Raw genomic sequence first — 17,904 nt, 5'->3', positions numbered from 1 at the left:
GAATTCTCATACTTTTTTCCGGAGTATGAGACATCCGATCTCAGTACGCTCTCATTCACCACATTGCCCACCTCTCCGGGGCAACCGACGAGCTATTCCCGAGTCACACGTATGCTCGCGCTTCGCTTCGCGGTACTAGGTCTTGCCGCACTCCTCGCTGCCCCGGTCCTCGCCGCCGACCCGGATCTGACCGGCTATCGGACACTCGACAAAGCGGTCGTAGCCCCGCCAGGTAGGTTCAAGGCCGCGGAGGTCGGAGCCGATCCCGCTTTCCTCGGCCTGTCGCTCGCGGCTGACGCGAAGGGGCGGTTGACCGTCGAGTACACGGCCGACAACTCGCCCGCCGCCCGTGCCGGAGTGAAGCCCGGGGACGTGCTGTCGGGGGCCGACGGTGCGACCTTTGCCGGCCAGGACGCGTTCCGCGCGTGGCTCGCCGGCAAGGCGCCCGGTGACCGCGCCCGGCTCGCGCTGCTGCGCGACGGGAAGGCGGTCGAGGCCACCGCAACGCTCGCCCCGGTCAGCCGCCCGACCTCGAACGCCAAAGCCTCGCTCGGTATTCAGGTGTCGGCCGCGAAGGGGGGCGGGGTGACAATCGAGCAGGTCGCCGCCGGATCGCCGGCCTCACGGGCCAAACTGAAGACGGGGGAGGTGGTGCTGGCTGTCGATCAGACGGAACTGACCGCCCCCGAGAAGTTGCGCGAGGCGCTCGCCGCCAAACGCCCGGGCGATCCCGTCGTCCTCACGCTGCTCCTGGCCGACAAGCGCGTCGAACTGCAAGTGACGCTCGGCGCCGAAGCGCCTGAGGAGCGGCGTGGCGGCGGGTGGGACGCGCGGCCCGGCGGGTACTGGACGAAGGAAAAATACACGGTCGCGATCATCGGGGTCGAGTACCCGGACGTGAAGCACAACGCGGTCATCACTCCCAAGGCCTGGGAAGAGTCGATGTTCGGCACCAAGTACACCAAATCGGTGACCGGGCAGACCGCCTACGGCAGCATGAAGGAGTACTACGACGAGCAGTCATACGGCAAGCTGTCGGTGGTGGGTAAGGCGTTCGACTACGTCGAGGTGAGCAAGAAACGGGCCGAGTACGACAGCGGCCCGCGCATGGCCCTGCTGACCGAGGCGATGGACAAACTGCTCGCCCGCGAGGGCAAAGACGCGCTCAAGGACTTCGACGGCGTGTTCTTCATCTACGCCGGGGAGCGCTTCCCCGCCGCCCGCGGCAGCCTGTACTGGCCGCACCGCGCCAGCATCCGGCACGGCGGCAAGAACTGGCCGTACTTCATCTGCCCCGAGGGCGGCGCGCGGATGGGTAACATCAGCGTGTTCTGCCACGAGTTCGGGCACATGCTCGGGATGCCGGACCTGTACGCCCGGCCGGAGAACCCCGGTATGGAAGGGGCCGGCATCTGGTGCGCGATGGCCAACCAGGCCGGCGCCGGGCGCCCGCAGCACTTCAGCGCGTGGTGCAAAGAGCGGCTCGGGTGGATCAAGCCGACGGTGGTTGACCCGTCGGTGAAACAGAAGCTGATCCTGGCGCCGATCGAGGACTCGAAGGAGTGTCTCAAAATCCCGGTTCGGGCGGACGGGAGCGAGTACTACCTGCTGGAGAACCGCAAGAAAACCGGGTTCGATGCGAGCCTGCCGGCGGAGGGGCTTTTGATCTGGCGCGTGATCGGCGGGCGACCCGTGCTGCAAGAGTCGCACGGGGTGGCCGGTCCGGCCGGGCCGGGATCGTTCCTCTCATCCGTCCCGTACCCGAGTGCTGCTAACGACGCGTTCACCCCGTTCACAACGCCGTCGAGCCGGTCGCAACTGGGCGGCGGGCTGCCGGTGTACGTCACCAACATCCGTCGCCTCGACGACGGCCGCATCACGCTTCAGATCGGGTACGAGTACCAGTAACCCTAACCGCCACCCACCCGGAACCGCACCACCGACGGAGCCCCATTGTGACCCGGATCAGCTTCGCGCTCCTCGCCTTCGGTCTGATGACCTCTGCCGCCCGTCCGCAGCCCAAGTCTGCCGACGACGTGACGGGCTACCGGACGCTGGCGGAAGCGACAACCGCAAAAGTTGTCGCCCCGAAGGGCGGCCCCGGGCGCGTCCCGTACCTCGGCGCGGCGGTGGCCGCAGCGGCCGACGGTCGCGCGGTCGTCGAGGACGTGCAACCGGGCTCGCCCGCCGCGAAAGCCGGGCTGAAGACCGGCGATGTCGTGGTGCGAGTCGGCGAGAGCGCGGTCAAGACGCCGCAGGCGTTCCGCGAGTGGCTCCAGAGCTACCGCGCCGGCGATGTCGTTGCGCTTGGCGTGTCACGCGACGGCAAGACGACCGACCTGACGGCGACGCTTGCGGCCGTCAGCCGGCCGATGACGCGCGGCGGCGGCGCGGCCCCGATCGGGGTCACGCTCGTCGAGGACAAATCCGGCAAGGGTATCTTTGTGGAGACGGTCCAGAAGGACTCGCCGGCCGCGAGCAGCGGGCTCAAGGCCGGAGACCTCGTCCTGTCACTCGACGGGGCAGAGATGTCGCGTCCGTCGCGCCTGGGGGAACTGATTGCCGAGCGCCGGGCCGGGGATGTGATTACGTTCGCCGTGACCCGCGACGGCAAGCCGGCTGAAGTGAAAGTGACTCTGGCCGCCGAACGGTCCCGTTCGGGCGCGGGCGTGACCGCCGTTTGGACCGGGCCATCTCTGCGGTTAGCGGTCGTGTGCGTCGAGTTCGCGGACGCCCAACACAACGCGAAGATCACGCCCCGCGAACTCGACCGGGCGTTCTTCAGCCAGGACGGCCACACCGGAAAGAACGTGACCGGGAAGGATGTCCACGGGAGCTTGGGGGATTACTTCCGCGAGCAGTCGGCCGGCGCGTTCCGCCTGGAGGGCAAGGTGTTCGATTGGGTCGCCGTCGCGAAGAAGCGGGGCGACTACATTCAGGGGTCCGGGACGAGCAACAAGACGGCACTGCTGGCGGACGCGCTCGCGCTCCTGACCGCCCGCGACGGTGAACGTGCCCTTGACGGGTTCGATGCCGTCGCGTTCGTGTACGCCGGCAGCCGCTACCGCACGAACCGCGGTGCGGTGTACTACCCGCACTCCGGGACGGTGTCGTTCAAGGGCAAGGCCCACCGCTACCTGATCGGCGAAGAGGGGGGCACGTCGCTGGCCCCGATCGGGACGTTCGTGAAGCCGCTGTGCGAACTGCTCGGCGTGCCCGACCTGGCCGCCCGGACCGAGAACATCGGGTCCGAAGGCCTGGGGCCGTGGTGCGCGATGTCGGACACCTTTGAAACGGCCCGACCGCAGCACCTGTCGGCGTGGTGCAAGGAGCGGCTCGGGTGGCTCAAACCGGTGGTCGTAGACCCGACGGTCAAGCAAAAGCTTGTGCTCTCGCCGCGGGAGTGTCTGAAGGTGCTGGTGCGCCCGGACGGAAGCGAGTACCTTCTGCTGGAATGCCGCACGAAGAAGGGGTTCGACACCGACCTGCCGGCCGAGGGGCTGTTGATCTGGCGGGTGGTTGACGGCCGACCGCTGCTCGAGGAAGCGCACGGAGTGGAAGGCCCGAGCGGGCCGACGTCCAGCTTGTCGGCGGTGCCGTACCCCAGCCCGGCCAACACCGCATTCACCCCGCTGACGACTCCGTCGAGCCGGTCGCCGCAGGGCGGCGGGTTGCCGGTCCACATAACGAACATTCGGCGCCTGACCGACGGTCGCGTCGCGTTCCAGATCGGGTACGAGTTCCGTTAACCTTTGGCGGAAGCTCTCGTTTCTCGTGCGGGAGCCGGTGCCTATTTTGCCTGTCGGTTCCTTGTGGTTTGAGCCACAGGGAGCCGATCGCTTTCGCTGGGCGGGCCGCCAGCAAACACACGGCGGTAACTTCAAAACGCACCCGCGCGAAGACGTTACTTTGTGTTCAACACTTCGTCGGCGCCTTCGGATAATAGGATTCCCGCTAGTTCCTGACCAACCGAGAGCGGCGCGCGCATCAGCCCCTCGTGCGTTCCGACGATGCGCCGGCGGCCGTCGGGAGAAAGCACCGCGCCTCGAACCGTCAGCACCCCGTCGAGTACCTTTGATGTGGCGCCGATGGGCACCAAGCACCCGCCGCCTAACGCATGCAGCATCGCACGTTCCGCTTGCACCTGCGCGAACGTCGATTCGCACCGCACCTGCGCGAGCACCTGCTTCGTCTCGTCGTCGTCGCTGCGGCACTCCAGACCGATGGCCCCCTGTCCCACCGCGGGGAGCATCCAGCTCGGGTCGAGAATTTCGGTGATGCGGTCGGCGAGCCCTAGCCGCGCCAGCCCGGCCTCCGCTAACACGATGGCGTCCAGGCCGAGGTCGTCGAGCTTCCGCAGCCGCGTGTCCACGTTCCCGCGCAGCTCAAGCAACTTCAGATCGGGGCGCCGGTTCAGCACCTGGGCGCGGCGGCGCAGGCTGCTGGTGCCGACCGTCGCCCCCGGGGGCAAATCGTCGAACCGCTTGTGGTTCCGCGAGACGAACGCGTCCCCGGTCGGCCCGCGGGGCGGCACCGCGGCTAGTTCCAGTCGCGGCTCGGGGATCGTCGGAAGGTCTTTAAGGCTGTGGACGGCCACGTCCGCGCGGCCGTCGAGCAGCGCGTTCTGAATGGCCTTGGTGAACACGCCGAACCCGCCCATCGCGGACAGCGCGGACGCCTGGTCGCGGTCCCCGTGTGTTTCGATCAGCACCAACTCGACGGGGCGCGGAGCGACAACCGGCCGCAGCAGTTCCGCAATGTAATTCGCCTGCCACAGCGCGAGCGGGCTGCCGCGGGTGCCGAGCTTCAGCGGGGCAACCATTACGATTCCTTTCGCCGGGGCGCGTTGTTCGCGGTGAGCCACGCGCGGAGCCGCTCCCGCACTTCATCGGGGGGGACGGTGCCCGTTTCGAGGCGGTGCTTCTCCGCAGGGTCGGTCTTCGCACGCTCGAGCGCTAGCCACACGGGCTGAAGGCGCTCGGGATCGTCGGCCGTCCGCGGGAAAATGTGCCAGTGGAGGTGCGGCACCACGTTCCCGAGCAACTCGTAATTGAGCTTGTGTGGCGCGAAGCACGATTCAATCGCCTCTGCGAGAATCGCCATTTCGCTCAGAAACGCAGCCCGATCCGTCCCGAGGTGGCTCAACTCGGATGCGTGTGCGCGAGACGCGAGCAGGCAGTACCCGGTGTAGAACTGCCACGGACCGACGAACGCGACCGAATGCGGGAAGTGCCACAACAGCGCCGAGCGGTCGTGCGCGCTGAGATCCGCGACCGTCGCGCACATCGGGCAAGCGGATTCTGTTCCCATTCGGTTATGGTAATCTGGGGCGGAAAAGAAGAAAGCCCCGGGCGGATACCCGGGGCTTTCAGCGTTCCGAGCTGGGGCGCGGGATCAGAAGTCGCCGCCGAAGTCACCGCCACCACCTCCACCGCCGTAATCCCCGCCCCCACCGTAGTCGCCACCGCCACCGTAGTCACCGCCGCCATAATCACCACCACTGCTGTAATCGCCGCCGGAGCCACCGTAATCGCCGTCGTCGTAGCTGCCACCGGCTCCCGCGTCGCCGCTGAAGTCGCCGTCACCGGCCGTGGCGTCGCTGCCGCTGTAGTCGGACGGGTTGTAGTCGGCCGCGGAAACGGTGTCGTAGTGGTGGGTGCCCCACATGCTGTCGTAGAGCCACATGCCGGCCATCACGCCGAACATCCCGCCGAAGAACGCGGTGCCGAAGCCCCCGCCCCCGCCGACGTAGGCCGGGCCGCCGTAATACGCCGGTGCGGTCAGTGCCCGGATCAGTGCAACCGTAACCCAGATGGCGAGGAGCACACACAGCCCCAAGCAGATCCAGCCCCCGATGCCCATGGTACGCTTCGTGTTAGTGGTTGTTGTGGTCGCCGTCTTCGCCGGGCTGCCGGTCGTGCTGCTCGCGACAACGGTTCCCTTCAGGTCACTAACGACGTATTCGACGGCCGTGTTCAGAGCTTTATCGCGGATCGTAAACTGTTCGTTATCGGACTTGCCGTCCTTCTTCGCCGCCGCTGCGTCTTTAAACGCGCTCAAGAAGAGGTCGCGGAGCCGTTGCTCGTTGTCCGCGGTGAACCCGCGGTCCCGAGTGGTCTTGTCCGCGAGCACTTGAACGTAGCCCGGGCTGCGGCACACCAGCACGAACACGCCCTTCGCCTTATCCCCGGCCGCGATCTCTTTGGCCCAGCTCTCGAAGAACCGGGCGCGTTCCGCCTTATCTTCAGGGAGCTTTTTGTCGGCCGGAGCGCCCGATCGCGTTTCGACCACCATCGTCAGCCCGTGATCGAACGTCGTGTTGCTCATCGCGGTCTTGGCGCGATCGACCCCGTCGTTGGTGAACAGTGCACCGTCGTCGTAAACGCGTAACACGCCGGGCGAGCCGGTTTTGCCGGCCCACGCTGGTGGTGGCACCGCGAGCACGCCGCCGACCAACAGGACGGCGGCTGTCGTCAAACTTGCCAAGCGGTTCATTGTTTCTCCCTGTGGTAGCGGGCGGGGCATGGCAACCGCCACACGAGCGCATCTATTCTACTTGATGGTTCCCTTCAGGACGCCCGAAACGTACTCGACCGCGTTCGACAGGCTCTTGTCCCGAATCTTGAACAACTCTTCGTCGGACTTGCCGTCTTTTTTGGCCGCCGCCGCGTCCTTGAACGCGGTCGTAAACATGTCACGGAGCCGCTGCTCGTTCTCGGCGGTGAACCCGCGGTCGCGGGTGGCTTTGTCCGCGAGCACCTGAACGTAGCCCGGACTGCGGCACACGAGCACGTACACGCCCTTGGCCCGATCGCCGCTCGCGGCGGACTTCGCCCAACTCTCGAAGAACTTGGCGCGCTCGCCGGGTTCGGCGGGCAACTTCCGGTCCTTCGGCACCGCGGCGTGCGTGTCTACGGTCAGCACCGTCTCGTGATCGAACACCGTCTTTCCCAACGCCACTTTGCCGCGATCAATGGCCGTTTCGGTGAACAGTGCGGCGCCGTCGTACACGTGCAGCACGCCGGGCTTCTTCTTCTGTGGCGCCGCGTCCGCGCGGGGCGCGACAATCAGCCCTGCGGTCAGCACAGCAAGGACCGAGCCGAGTCCGACAATCGACCGAATCATTGGGGTGACCTCGGGTTCGCCGACCGGACCGCCGCTCCCGGCATTCTATCTCACGCGGAACCAGATACCGCCGCAAATCGTCCCTCGCTCCGCTCTCAGGGTTGTGTGGCACGGAGGCGTATCATACCTGGGTGCCTTTGCGAGGGAGAGGCCCGCTGCCGTCCGGTCATGGCAGCGAGCCTGATAGGTATTCGCGGCCCCGGGAGCAATCTTAACGTGTCACGTATTCGCGCCACAACTATTCTTGCTGTCAGGACTTCGAACGGCGCCGCGATCGGGGGCGACGGTCAGGTCACGCTGGGTAACATCGTGATGAAGGCCGACGCCCGCAAGGTGCGCAAACTGTACGACGGTAAGGTGCTGGCCGGGTTCGCCGGCGCCGCCGCGGACGCGTTCAGCCTGCTCGACCGGTTCGAGCAGAAGCTGCGCGACTTCCAGGGGTCGGTGCCGAAAGCCGCAACCGAGCTGGCGAAGGAGTGGCGCACGGACCGCATCCTGCGGCGTTTGGAAGCGATGCTCGTGGTCCTCGACCGCGACAACCTGTTACTCGTGAGCGGAACGGGTGATGTTATCAGCCCGACCGACAACGTTCTGGCGATCGGCTCGGGCGGCCCCTACGCGCTGTCCGCCGCACGCGCGCTCATGCAGCACACGCAACTGAAACCTGCCGAGATCGTTCGCGCCGGGTTGGAGATCGCGGGCGACCTGTGCATCTACACGAACCGCAACATCGACGTTCAAGAACTCAGCTAATGGCATCCGGTCAAAAGTCCGCCCGTCGAAAGTCGTAAAGTCACAATTTCAGTCCAGACAAAGGCTTGTGGCTTTATGGCTGGCGGGTCTGACGACTTCTGACTGGGGGTCTCAGCGAAGGCGGAAGGGAACAGACGTGGCAGACTCGATGACACCTCGGCAGATCGTCGCCGAACTCGACAAGTACATTGTGGGTCAGTCGGCGGCGAAAAAGGCCGTCGCGGTCGCGATCCGCAACCGCTGGCGGCGGCAGCAACTCTCCGCGGAGTTGAGGCAGGACGTGACGCCCAAGAACATCATCCTGATCGGACCGACCGGCGTCGGCAAAACGGAAATCGCGCGCCGCCTCGCTTCGCTGGTCGGGGCGCCGTTCATCAAGGTCGAGGCTACCAAGTTCACCGAGGTGGGCTACGTCGGGCGCGACGTGGAGAGCATCATCCGCGACCTGACCGAGGCCGCAATCGGACTCGTGAAGCAGGAGATGCGCGTCAAGGTGCGCGAGAAGGCACAAGAGAAGGTCACGGAGCGGCTGCTGGATCTCGTCGTTCCGTTGCCGAAGCGGACGGCCTGGGAGCCGGAACAGGAAAAAGAAGACGAGGAGCGCCGGCGGCGCACCCGCGAGAAGTTCCGGGCGAAGCTGGAAGCGGGCGAACTCGAAGACCACGTTGTGGAACTGACCGTTGAGCAAAAGGCCACGCCGGTGCAGATCTTCTCCAACCTCGGCATGGAGAACATGGACGTTGATCTGCAAGGCATGTTCGACAAGATGATGCCCAAGAACGCGCAGCCGCGGCAACTCCCGGTCCGGGACGCGCGCAAGGTGCTGCTGGAGCAGGAAACCGAGTCGCTGATCGACCGCGCCGCGGTGGTGGAGCAGGCGATCGAGCGCGTGGAGAACCACGGGATCGTGTTCCTGGACGAGATCGACAAGGTGTGCGGACCGTCGAACGGGCAGGGGCCGGACGTCTCGCGCCAGGGCGTTCAGCGCGACCTGCTGCCGGTGGTCGAGGGCACCACGGTCAACACCAAGCACGGCCCGGTGAAGACCGACCACATCTTGTTCATCGCCGCCGGCGCGTTCCACGTGTCCAAGCCCGCCGACCTGATGCCCGAACTTCAGGGCCGGTTCCCGATCCGCGTCGAACTCACCGACCTGACCAAGCCGGACTTCTTACGGGTGCTCACGGAGCCCAAGCACGCGCTGCCGAAACAGTACGCGGAACTGCTCCGGACCGAGGGCGTCGAACTGGAGTTCACAACGGACGGACTGGAGGCGCTGGCCGACATCGCGTTCGACGTGAACCGCGCGAACCAGAACATCGGCGCCCGCCGGCTGCACACGGTGATCGAAAAGGTGGTGGAGGAGGTCAGCTTTGAAGGCCCGGACCTGGACAACAAGCGGGTGGTGATCGACGGCGCGTTCGTGCGTAGCAAGCTCGGCCCGGTCATCCAGCGCGAAGACCTGAGCAAGTACATCCTGTAGGCCGCCAAGACAGACAGACAGACAGACAGAAGCAGAAGAGGATTGGCCGCAAAAAAGCACAAAAGCACAAAAGGAGACCAGAGCAAAGGTCGGAGCAGTGTTATTGAATTCACTCCTCTGTCTTCGTTTTTGGTTCCCTTTTGTGCTTTTTGTGCTTTTTTGCGGCCAATCCTCTTCTGCTTCTGTCTGTCTTGGCGGCCAATCTTCTTCTGTCTCAAATCAGCCCAGCCTTTTCGAGAATCGCCTTCAGTTTGGCTTTCTGGGCGTCGCCGAACGGCAGGACCGGTGATCGCATCGGGCCGGCGCTGCGGCCCAGGAGTGCCATCGCCTCCTTCACTGCGCTGTTCCCCGTACCGAGGCTCATCGCCATCCGCACGCCATGTAGCCGCGACTGGAACGCCTTCGCGGCTTCGATGTCGCCGGTCACGAACGACTTGTAAATTCCGACGCACAGTTCCGGCGCGATGTTGCACGACGCCGGAATGGCCCCATCGGCACCGGCTTGAAGCGCGGCGAGAATGAGCGTGTCGCGGCCGTTCAGCACGCTGAACTTGCCCCGCGGCGTTTGGCGGATGATCTCGATCGTGTTTTGCAGGTCACCGGACGAGTCCTTGATGCCGACGATGTTGGGCACCTCGGCGAGCCGCGCGACGGTTTCGGGCTCGATGCTCAGCCCGCCGCAGGTCGCGGGGTTGTTGTACAGCACGACCGGCAGCGACGTGCTCTCGGCGATACAGCGGAAGTGATTAAACAGTTCGTTCTGGTTCGGTTTGATGAAATACGGCGTAATCACCGACACGCCTGCGGCCCCTTCTTTTTGGGCCATCTTCGTGAGCCGAACCACCTCGCGCGTGGTTTCCGCACCGGTCCCGGCGTACACCGGCGACCGCCCGCCGACGTGCCGGATCGCCTCTGCAACCACCGTTTGCTTTTCGGTTTCGTCGAGGGCATAGAACTCGCCGGTGGTGCCCAGCACGAAGACCCCGTCAACGCCCTTCGCGAGTACGTAATCGATGTGGGTGCGAAGGCCGGGAAGGTCGAGTTCCTGATCGGCGGTGAGGGGCGTAACGACGGGCGGAATGATGCCGCGAAGGCGCATGGGGGGCTCCGAAAGTAGGTGCGGGCAGTCTACGCGATCCGGCACGGGGTTCACTTCTTGTTGGGCGGCGAGTCCCAGATGGTTTGCATCAGCTCGTAAATCTCCGGCTCGCTTTCCTTCAGTTCGGCCCGGTTGAAGGGGAAGAAGTCGTTCGCGCCGAAGTAGCTCTCCGTCATCTCCGCGAAGAACTCCATCGGGTTGGTTAGCGCGTAGTGCCGCACCCGCTCGCCGTTGTGCAACAGCGTCTTCTCTCCGCGCCCGCTCTTCTTGAAATTCTCATATGCCTCTTTCACGCGCGGGTGGTCGAAGCCCAGAACCTGGTCATGGTAGGCGTGCGCCAGTTCGTGCAGGATCACCCACGGTTGCTCCCGAACGTTGCGACGGGTCACGAGGTCGGCGGCGCGCGGCAGGTGGACGCACCGCGCGAGGTCGGCTGAGTACCCGTTCGCTTTCAGCCACCCGGCGCTCGGGTGGTACTGCATCGGCCCCAGGTTCCCGTGCGTGAGGTCGAGCACGATGGCCACCTCTTGCAGCTTCTTCACTTTGTCGGCCGGGACCACGATCTTGATGTCCGCGAGCTTGTTTTCGAGGAACCGGAGCGCCTTCGCACCCAGGTCGTCGTTCGGCGCCGTCAGGAGCCGGTCGTCGACTTGCACGGTCCACCCTTCCACCGTCTTCATCGTGCGCGAAGTCGGCTTCGGCGGCTCTTTCTTATCCTTCGGCTCCGGTTGCGGGGCGAGCAGCCTCACCATGCCCTGCCCGAGCGCGCCGCCGACCAGCACGCCGGTTTCGGCGTTCCCGAACTCGTGGTGCCCGTGCCCCGGGTTCGGCGACTCCTTCGCGGGCCGCACGAACGCGCGCGTCGAAACGAACGTCACGTTACCCTTAAACTCCGGCCGCTCCGCCGCGGCGGCCTGCGCCTTCCGGAGGTCGCTCCAGGCGCCCGGCGCGTCCACCCACGGCCCGGTCAACTCGCCGATCACGACCGGCAGCTTCGGCGCCTTCAGTTCCGTGCGCACGTCCTTGATGAGGTTGACGAGGTTCTGCTCGTACTCGGGAACCGCCTTCTTCGCATCGACTCCGTCGTTCCAGCCTTGGTACCAGACGAAGCCCGCGAGCTCGTACCCCTGGCCGGCGTACTTGGGGAACTCGGTCTTCAAATTCCCCAGCGCCGTCCGCACGTCCGCGATCATCTTCGTGTAATACGGCCCCACCTCTCCGCCCGAACTCGGCGGCCGGAAGTCCTTGCACAGGCTCTTCCCGCCCCACGCGGTCTTGATCAGAAGCACTTGGTTCTCGAAGTGATCGCCCAGCACGTGCCCGAACTGTAGTTCCGGCCCGAAGTGGTGCTTGTCGCCGTACACACTGAACCCCATCCCGAGCGGCCCGGCCAAGAGTGGTCCCCTCTCGCGCTGGTACCGCACCCACACGTCGTCGCGCGTGCCCCAGTCGCCCCGGTCGTTCCGCAGGTGCCTCACCAGCTTCGCCCGGTCGGGGTCATCAAAGAGGGCCTTGAGCGTCCCCTTGCCGTCGTTGTAATCCTTGCCGCTGAGGTCCGTTACCGAGTGCCCCTCCATGTTCGACTGGCCGGCGAGCACCAACACCTTCACCGGTTTGGTCGCGTCCCCGGCCCTGATGGTCGGGGGGCAAGCAAAGAGGATCAGCAGACATGCGAGGCGGGTTGCACGCATGAGAACGGGACTCGTGAGGTGACTGGGGCGGGGTGCCGAACGTTTTACCGCGCCGCCGGGTCGGTACGCAATAATTCGTCTGACGGCTGTCTCCGGCACGTGCGGAACCCGTTTCGAGTGGTGGGTTCACTTCGACTCGCTGCTTTTAAACACACCAGGAGAGCGCGATGAAGCGTGCGTTGTTCGGGCTGGCCGCATTTGTGGCAGGGGTGGCGCTGATGACCTCGCCGGCGGTGTCCCAACCGCCAGACGGCAAGGGCGGCAAGGGGACGGGGAAAGAGGGTAAGGGCGGCGGCATGCGCGCCGGGTTCAAGCTGGGCACCATCCTTCCCCCGTTCATGGTCGAAGAGCTGAAGCTCACCGACGAACAGAAGACCCAACTGGCGGATCTGGAAAAGGACGTGAAAACGAAGCTCGACAAGCTCCTCACCGACGAGCAGAAGAAGGCGCTCGAGAACACCCGCCCGGGCGGCGGCTTCCCGGGCGGCCAAGGCGGCGACAAGGGGGGTAAAGGTGGGGGCAAGGGGGGCGACAAAGGCGGCAAGGGCGGTAAAGGTGATCTGTGAATTGGTAGGTTGCGCGCCGCCGGCGCACGGTGGTGAGTGAAGTAAGGCCCCGTTTGGATAAGGTTCCGTCTGGCCCGCGTTGCGCATGTGCGCACGCGGTGCGAAACGGCTCGAATGCGCCGGAGCCTGCCCCGACCTTCTCGTGCCGGGGCGGGCTTGGCGGCCCCGAAAAAGGGGCCAGTGATCTCCGCAGATCAAGCTTTTGCGTGGCACGAGTTCAGCTACAACTTCTGTTGGCCCGTACACATCCGCGCGTGAAGGACGATGACGGCCGCTGGCGGGCACAAACACCAACATTGGCCGTCGGGCTCGCCGATCACGCCAAGTCGCTTGCGTTCCCGGTCGTGCAACGTGATTGGGACACCACCCGAAGCTGAAACCGGTGTTTCATTCGATCTTCGTCTCCCGTACCACGTTGTTTCTCCAGCGTTTAGGTCGTGCGCCTGCCCTGAGATGCGCCGCGGTGTACAACATCTGAGGGAAATACGCCCGGCACGCCGAAGAGCGCCCGAAATGAGTGGCTCGCAGCTCGCAAACACAAATGTATCACGATACGCAGAGGTGCCGACCCCGGAAGAGGTCCGGGCGCGGTGCCCGATGACTGCCCGGGCCGCTGAGACGGTCGCCGCGGGGCGGACCGTCTTGGAGCGCATCCTCGACCGCGCGGACCACCGGCTCATGGTCGTCGTGGGGCCGTGCTCGATCCACGACCCGGTGGCCGGGCTCGACTACGCGCGCCGGCTTCGGCGCCTGGCCGATGAGGTTGCGGACACGCTTTATTTGGTCATGCGCGTCTACTTCGAAAAGCCGCGCACGTCGGTGGGGTGGAAGGGGTACATCAACGACCCGCGGATGGACGACTCGTTCCACATTGAGGAAGGATTGGAGAAGGCCCGGTCGTTCCTGATGCAGGTGGCCGAAACCGGGTTGCCCGCCGCTACCGAAGCGCTCGACCCGATCAGCCCGCAGTACCTCGGTGAGCTGGTCTCGTGGACCGCGATCGGCGCGCGCACCGCCGAGTCCCAGACGCACCGCGAGATGTCGTCCGGCCTGTCAACGCCGGTCGGGTTCAAGAACGGGACCGACGGCGGCGTGGAAGCGGCCATCAACGCGATGCTGTCCGCGTCGCAGCCCCACAGTTTTCTGGGCATCAACGAGCAGGGCCGGATTGTGGTGGTGCGCACCCGCGGTAACCGATACGGACACATCGTGCTCCGCGGAGGCGCCGCCCGGCCGAACTACGACACGGTCAGCGTCCGGATGACCGAGCAGGCACTGGCGAAGGCGAAACTGGCCGCCAACATCGTGGTGGACTGCTCCCACGGTAACTCCTACAAGCGGCCCGAACTGCAACCGCTCGTGATGAGCGACTGCGTCAACCAGATCCGGCTCGGCAACCGATCGATCGTTGGGTTGATGCTCGAAAGCCACATCGAGGGAGGGAACCAGCCGATCCCGAAAGACCTGTCCCAGCTCCGGTACGGGTGCTCGGTGACCGACGCCTGCATCGACTGGGCCACGACCGAGCGAACGATCCGGGCCGCGCGGGACGTGCTGAAGGACGTGCTCCCGCTACGAATGCGGGACGAACCGCGGGCCTGATCCCGGTTCCCTTGCTGCACCCGTTTGGGTTCTGTCTTGTGGCTCGGAACGAAATATCAGGGCCACAAGAAGCGGGTGCCACCCGCCAGATCGGGTGCGGACCTGAGCGACATTTCGAAACCCCAAGTTCCGAGCGGGCCGCGGCTGGCGCATTCACGCACCCCGGCCAGAATGTGAACCCGTCAGATCCGGGCCGGGCAGTCATCGTCGGTTACGCGACGAGCGGCGCGCCCGCTTGCGCAACATCTGAGGGTTCCGCGTGGCGGTCGTGCAGTGCCGAGGGCGTTGCACGCGCTGTTTGATTATATTAACATTGTTGTTAATTAAATATATCAAAATGTGCATTGATGATGCTGGCTGACCTGCTGGATCCGTCCGTTTTCGGTTCCGGTCACGATGCGGGTGGGCGGGGCCGAGGCTTGGCGCGTTACGCACCCGCCCCAAATCGGGCGCCGCACGCGAGCCCCGGCGCTAACCACTTGAAACACGCGTTAACGGGCCGAAACGCTACGAAAACAAGCACTTCCACCGCCGCCCGGCGCCCCGCCGGGCGCGCCTGAACCGCCCGGCACGGGGCGTTCGCACCGGCCAGCAAAAGTCACCACGGGGCGCACGGCGGCGCTCACCCCGGGCGCGCGGTTTTCGTGTAACGCACGATTATCAGTCCATTTCGTCACTCCGCACGGCGCGTGTTTCGAACGCGCCGTACACACCTGTTGAAAATGGTCCGGCCGGTGGGCGGACCGGTTCAACAGGGAACCGACATGGGCTTATCGCACCGCTCGACCGTCGCTCGCGCACGCCTCAGTATTGAGCACCTGGAAGACCGGCTCACGCCGACCGCCACGAGCCCGAACCTGGACCTGCCCCGGCTGGTGGCGACCGGCGCCGTCGCCGCGGACCGGGTCACGGTGGTGCTCGACCAGGGCACGAGCGCGGCCGCGCTCGCGCGGGCGCCGTTCGCCCGCGGGGTCGAATCACTCGGGTTCGGGATCTACAGCGTCACCCTCACCCCGGGCACTGATCTGGGCGGCGCGCTGGCCTACTACGGTGCGACCGCCGGCGTAACCGTGGCCGCGCCGGACGAGTTCGTCCGGGTGGACGGGGTGCCGAACGACCCGACGTACGGCTCCCTGTACGGAATGACGAAGATCGGCGCCCCGGCCGCGTGGGACGTGACCACGGGCAACCGTAACTTCGTGGTGGCGGTGATCGACAGCGGGGTGGACTACAACCACCCGGACCTGGCCGCGAACATCTGGACCAACGCGGGAGAGATCCCGGGCAACGGGATCGACGACGACGGCAACGGGTACGTGGACGACGTACACGGGTGGGACTTCGCGAACAACGACAACGACCCGATGGACGACAACAACCACGGGACCCACGTGGCCGGCACCATCGGCGCGGTTGGGAACAACGGGATCGGCGTCGCCGGCGTGAACTGGGCGGTGCAGATCATGCCGCTTAAGTTCCTCGGGGCCTCCGGGGGCGGGTACACGAGCAACGCGATCCGCGCGTTAGACTACGCGGTGCGCATGGGCGCGAAGGTGTCGAACAACAGTTGGGGCGGGGGCGCTTACAGCACCGCGATGGCTGCCGCGATCGGCCGGGCGCGGGACGCGGGGCACATCTTCGTCGCCGCCGCCGGGAACGAAGCCAAGAACATCGACACGAACCCCAGCTACCCGGCCAGTTACATCCAGAGCTACGACAACGTGGTTACGGTCGCGGCCACCGACAGCAGCGATCGGCTCGCCAATTTCTCCAACTACGGGGCCGGGTCGGTGACGCTCGCGGCACCGGGGGTCGGCATCTACAGCACCACGCCGAACAACACGTACAGCAGCTTCAGCGGGACCTCGATGGCGACCCCGCACGTCACCGGGGCCATCGCGCTGTACTGGAGCGCGAACCCGGGCCTGACGTATCAACAGGTCATCAGCCAGTTGAAGAGCGCCGTCGACCCGGTCGCCGGCCTGAGCGGGAAGGTCACGACAGCGGGCCGGCTGAACGTCGCCAAGATGTTCGGGCTCGCGGCGCCGGCCCCGGGGGGCACGACCCCGTCACCCCAACCGGCGGTTGCCCCGCCCGTGGTGGTCGGCGCCCCGGTCGGCACGGAACTGGTCCGCGTGCTCGGCGAAGGGGGCGTCACGAGGCTCGTCCTCGACCCACACCCGGGGTTCGTCGGGGGGATCGCGGCTGCCGCCGGGGACGTGACCGGTGACGGCGTTGCCGACGTGGTCACCGCCGCGACGTACGGCGGGCACGTCAAGGTGTTTGACGGCGTTTCGGGGGCCGAGATCCGCAGCTTTTACGCGTTCGCCGGGTACCAGGGGCCGATCAGCCTCGCGGTCGGGGATCTGAACGGGGACGGCATCGGTGACCTCATCGTCGCGGCCAACCTGAACGGGCACGTCAAGGTGTTCGACGGCAAGACGGGAGAGCTGACGTTCAGTGTGCTCGTGTACAACGGCTATTTCGGGTCAATCGCGGTGTCAGCGGCCGATTTGGACGGGGACGGGCGCAACGAACTCGTCACTGCCGCAGACGGCGGGGCGGGGGTCCACGTGAAGGCGTTCACCGCCGGAACAATGGTGTTGCGCGACTCGTTCCTGGCTACCGCGCCGGGAGCGGCGACCGGGTTCAGCGTTTCGGCCGGCGACATCGACGGGGACGGGATCGCGGAGTTGCTGGTGTCACAAGGGGCGCGGGTGCGGGTGCTGGACGCACGAACCAAGGCCGTGCGGGCCGACTTCTTCGCATTCGATCCGGGCACCACGGACCGGGTGACGGTGCAAGCCGGGCGGTACGACTCCGCAGCCCGCGCCGATGTGGTTGCCGTGCGCGAGGTCGGAGGGCGCGCCCTGGTGAACGTGTTCGGCGGAGCGAACTTCGCCGCGCTGGATTCGTTCTTCGCTGGCACACGGTGATGGCTTTGGTCGGTCGCGGCCGTCATGGGCAGTCCGGTATTTTGCTTCCGGGCAGTTTACGATAGCAGCCGTTTGGTCAATGATTTTCAATCGTTCGCTTGAGCAGCAGATAGTGCTCTGATGCACGTATCTGGTAGCATTTCCGCTTTCTTGACGAGCTGCGAACCTGGGGAGCAGCGCCGCGTATCACACTCTCGGGCGGTCGCGGTTCGTCAACAACAGCGACACCGCAGTGGGGGGCATGGATGAGTAAGAGATTCATGCCCAGCTATTTATGGCGGTGTCAGCCGCTCGCAGACCTTCCGAACCTTGTGGCCGACCAGGTCGGCGTCTTTGGTCCAGACGAACGGCTGGATGTTGTGCGTGGCCAAGTCGTCCTCCGTTGTTTTCTCCGGTGCCCCGACGGTTTTGAACGCCAGACGCCGGGTAACGAGTTGAAAAAGCTGTGCCAATCGCGCGAACAGTTTGAAGATCCGAAATGTTGCAATGAGATTCACTCGCGAGCGATGCTGCAAGTGAAATTGCCATCCGCGGTGCTCAACTAGCGCGGCTTTCTGTGGCTATGTTGACGCCTGCTTGCTTCGCGAGCGGTTTTTGCTGGCTTTTTCAGCAGCCGTTTAATGTTCGGTGCCACCTGCCGGGCTAGTGA

Annotated in this window: 13 protein-coding genes; 7 read left to right on the top strand and 6 right to left on the bottom strand. The window is 65.5% G+C overall.

Annotated features, from left to right (window positions below; genetic code table 11):
* Positions 1-111: 111 nt before the first annotated feature.
* Together R5W23_RS28615 and R5W23_RS28610 are read left to right on the top strand one after the other, a co-directional pair.
* Entirely contained in the window at positions 112-1,908 is a 1,797-nt protein-coding gene (locus R5W23_RS28615) for a M6 family metalloprotease domain-containing protein (RefSeq protein ID WP_320689323.1), read from the top strand.
* Positions 1,909-1,955: 47 nt separating this feature from the next.
* Positions 1,956-3,749 carry a PDZ domain-containing protein gene (locus R5W23_RS28610; RefSeq protein ID WP_320689322.1) on the top strand — a complete coding sequence of 598 codons (1,794 nt, stop codon included), beginning with the start codon at positions 1,956-1,958 and terminating at the stop codon, positions 3,747-3,749.
* Positions 3,750-3,904: 155 nt separating this feature from the next.
* Here the strand turns inward: R5W23_RS28610 and hemC are convergent, their stop codons facing one another.
* The 4 genes from hemC to R5W23_RS28590 form a co-directional block, all read right to left on the bottom strand.
* Positions 3,905-4,822 carry a hydroxymethylbilane synthase gene (hemC, locus tag R5W23_RS28605; protein ID WP_320689321.1) on the bottom strand — a complete coding sequence of 306 codons (918 nt, stop codon included), beginning with the start codon at positions 4,820-4,822 and terminating at the stop codon, positions 3,905-3,907.
* Positions 4,822-5,286 (bottom strand): HIT family protein, encoded by a 465-nt coding sequence (locus tag R5W23_RS28600; RefSeq protein ID WP_320689320.1) that lies wholly within the window; start codon positions 5,284-5,286, stop codon positions 4,822-4,824. The genes hemC and R5W23_RS28600 overlap by 1 nt, the downstream gene beginning before the upstream one ends.
* 108 nt (positions 5,287-5,394) lie before the next feature.
* Positions 5,395-6,495, bottom strand: a complete 1,101-nt coding sequence (locus tag R5W23_RS28595) for a hypothetical protein (RefSeq protein ID WP_320689319.1) — start codon at positions 6,493-6,495, stop codon at positions 5,395-5,397.
* Positions 6,496-6,552: 57 nt separating this feature from the next.
* Positions 6,553-7,125, bottom strand: coding sequence for a hypothetical protein (locus tag R5W23_RS28590; RefSeq protein WP_320689318.1), 573 nt, complete (start codon positions 7,123-7,125; stop codon positions 6,553-6,555).
* 168 nt (positions 7,126-7,293) lie between these two features.
* Between R5W23_RS28590 and hslV the strand changes: the two genes are divergently transcribed.
* Positions 7,294-7,878: an ATP-dependent protease subunit HslV gene (hslV, locus tag R5W23_RS28585; protein WP_261189647.1), complete on the top strand. Its 585-nt coding sequence runs from the start codon at positions 7,294-7,296 to the stop codon at positions 7,876-7,878.
* A gap of 148 nt (positions 7,879-8,026) precedes the next feature.
* Positions 8,027-9,361, top strand: coding sequence for an ATP-dependent protease ATPase subunit HslU (gene hslU, locus R5W23_RS28580; RefSeq protein WP_320689317.1), 1,335 nt, complete (start codon positions 8,027-8,029; stop codon positions 9,359-9,361).
* Between the two features lie 214 nt (positions 9,362-9,575).
* Here hslU and dapA read toward each other — a convergent pair whose 3' ends face one another.
* Both dapA and R5W23_RS28570 read right to left on the bottom strand, forming a co-directional pair.
* Positions 9,576-10,460 (bottom strand): 4-hydroxy-tetrahydrodipicolinate synthase, encoded by an 885-nt coding sequence (gene dapA / locus R5W23_RS28575; RefSeq protein ID WP_320689316.1) that lies wholly within the window; start codon positions 10,458-10,460, stop codon positions 9,576-9,578.
* A 50-nt stretch (positions 10,461-10,510) separates the two neighbouring features.
* Positions 10,511-12,151, bottom strand: a complete 1,641-nt coding sequence (locus tag R5W23_RS28570) for a sialate O-acetylesterase (RefSeq protein WP_320689315.1) — start codon at positions 12,149-12,151, stop codon at positions 10,511-10,513.
* A gap of 167 nt (positions 12,152-12,318) precedes the next feature.
* On the opposite strand from R5W23_RS28570, the gene R5W23_RS28565 reads away from it, so the two are divergent.
* The 3 genes from R5W23_RS28565 to R5W23_RS28555 all read left to right on the top strand — a co-directional run bounded on the left by R5W23_RS28565 (position 12,319) and on the right by R5W23_RS28555 (position 17,255).
* Positions 12,319-12,717, top strand: coding sequence for a hypothetical protein (locus R5W23_RS28565; protein WP_261189643.1), 399 nt, complete (start codon positions 12,319-12,321; stop codon positions 12,715-12,717).
* 513 nt (positions 12,718-13,230) lie between these two features.
* Positions 13,231-14,319 carry a 3-deoxy-7-phosphoheptulonate synthase gene (locus R5W23_RS28560; protein ID WP_407936174.1) on the top strand — a complete coding sequence of 363 codons (1,089 nt, stop codon included), beginning with the start codon at positions 13,231-13,233 and terminating at the stop codon, positions 14,317-14,319.
* A gap of 764 nt (positions 14,320-15,083) precedes the next feature.
* Positions 15,084-17,255 (top strand): S8 family serine peptidase, encoded by a 2,172-nt coding sequence (locus R5W23_RS28555; RefSeq protein WP_320689313.1) that lies wholly within the window; start codon positions 15,084-15,086, stop codon positions 17,253-17,255.
* Positions 17,256-17,904 lie beyond the last annotated feature (649 nt).

Source organism: Gemmata algarum (assembly GCF_034097035.1).
Lineage (GTDB): Bacteria > Planctomycetota > Planctomycetia > Gemmatales > Gemmataceae > Gemmata > Gemmata algarum.
This window is presented reverse-complemented; position numbering and strand designations above follow the sequence as displayed.

Bases quoted from the DNA above. Each gene is read 5' to 3' on its own strand.
- R5W23_RS28555 (WP_320689313.1), top strand. From the start codon at position 15,084: ATGGGCTTATCGCACCGCTCGACCGTCGCTCGCGCACGCCTCAGTATT.
- R5W23_RS28615 (WP_320689323.1), top strand. From the start codon at position 112: ATGCTCGCGCTTCGCTTCGCGGTACTAGGTCTTGCCGCACTCCTCGCT.
- hslV (WP_261189647.1), top strand. From the start codon at position 7,294: ATGGCAGCGAGCCTGATAGGTATTCGCGGCCCCGGGAGCAATCTTAAC.
- hslU (WP_320689317.1), top strand. From the start codon at position 8,027: ATGACACCTCGGCAGATCGTCGCCGAACTCGACAAGTACATTGTGGGT.
- R5W23_RS28565 (WP_261189643.1), top strand. From the start codon at position 12,319: ATGAAGCGTGCGTTGTTCGGGCTGGCCGCATTTGTGGCAGGGGTGGCG.
- R5W23_RS28570 (WP_320689315.1), bottom strand. From the start codon at position 12,151: ATGCGTGCAACCCGCCTCGCATGTCTGCTGATCCTCTTTGCTTGCCCC.
- R5W23_RS28595 (WP_320689319.1), bottom strand. From the start codon at position 6,495: ATGAACCGCTTGGCAAGTTTGACGACAGCCGCCGTCCTGTTGGTCGGC.
- dapA (WP_320689316.1), bottom strand. From the start codon at position 10,460: ATGCGCCTTCGCGGCATCATTCCGCCCGTCGTTACGCCCCTCACCGCC.
- R5W23_RS28560 (WP_407936174.1), top strand. From the start codon at position 13,231: ATGAGTGGCTCGCAGCTCGCAAACACAAATGTATCACGATACGCAGAG.
- R5W23_RS28600 (WP_320689320.1), bottom strand. From the start codon at position 5,286: ATGTGCGCGACGGTCGCGGATCTCAGCGCGCACGACCGCTCGGCGCTG.
- R5W23_RS28590 (WP_320689318.1), bottom strand. From the start codon at position 7,125: ATGATTCGGTCGATTGTCGGACTCGGCTCGGTCCTTGCTGTGCTGACC.
- hemC (WP_320689321.1), bottom strand. From the start codon at position 4,822: ATGGTTGCCCCGCTGAAGCTCGGCACCCGCGGCAGCCCGCTCGCGCTG.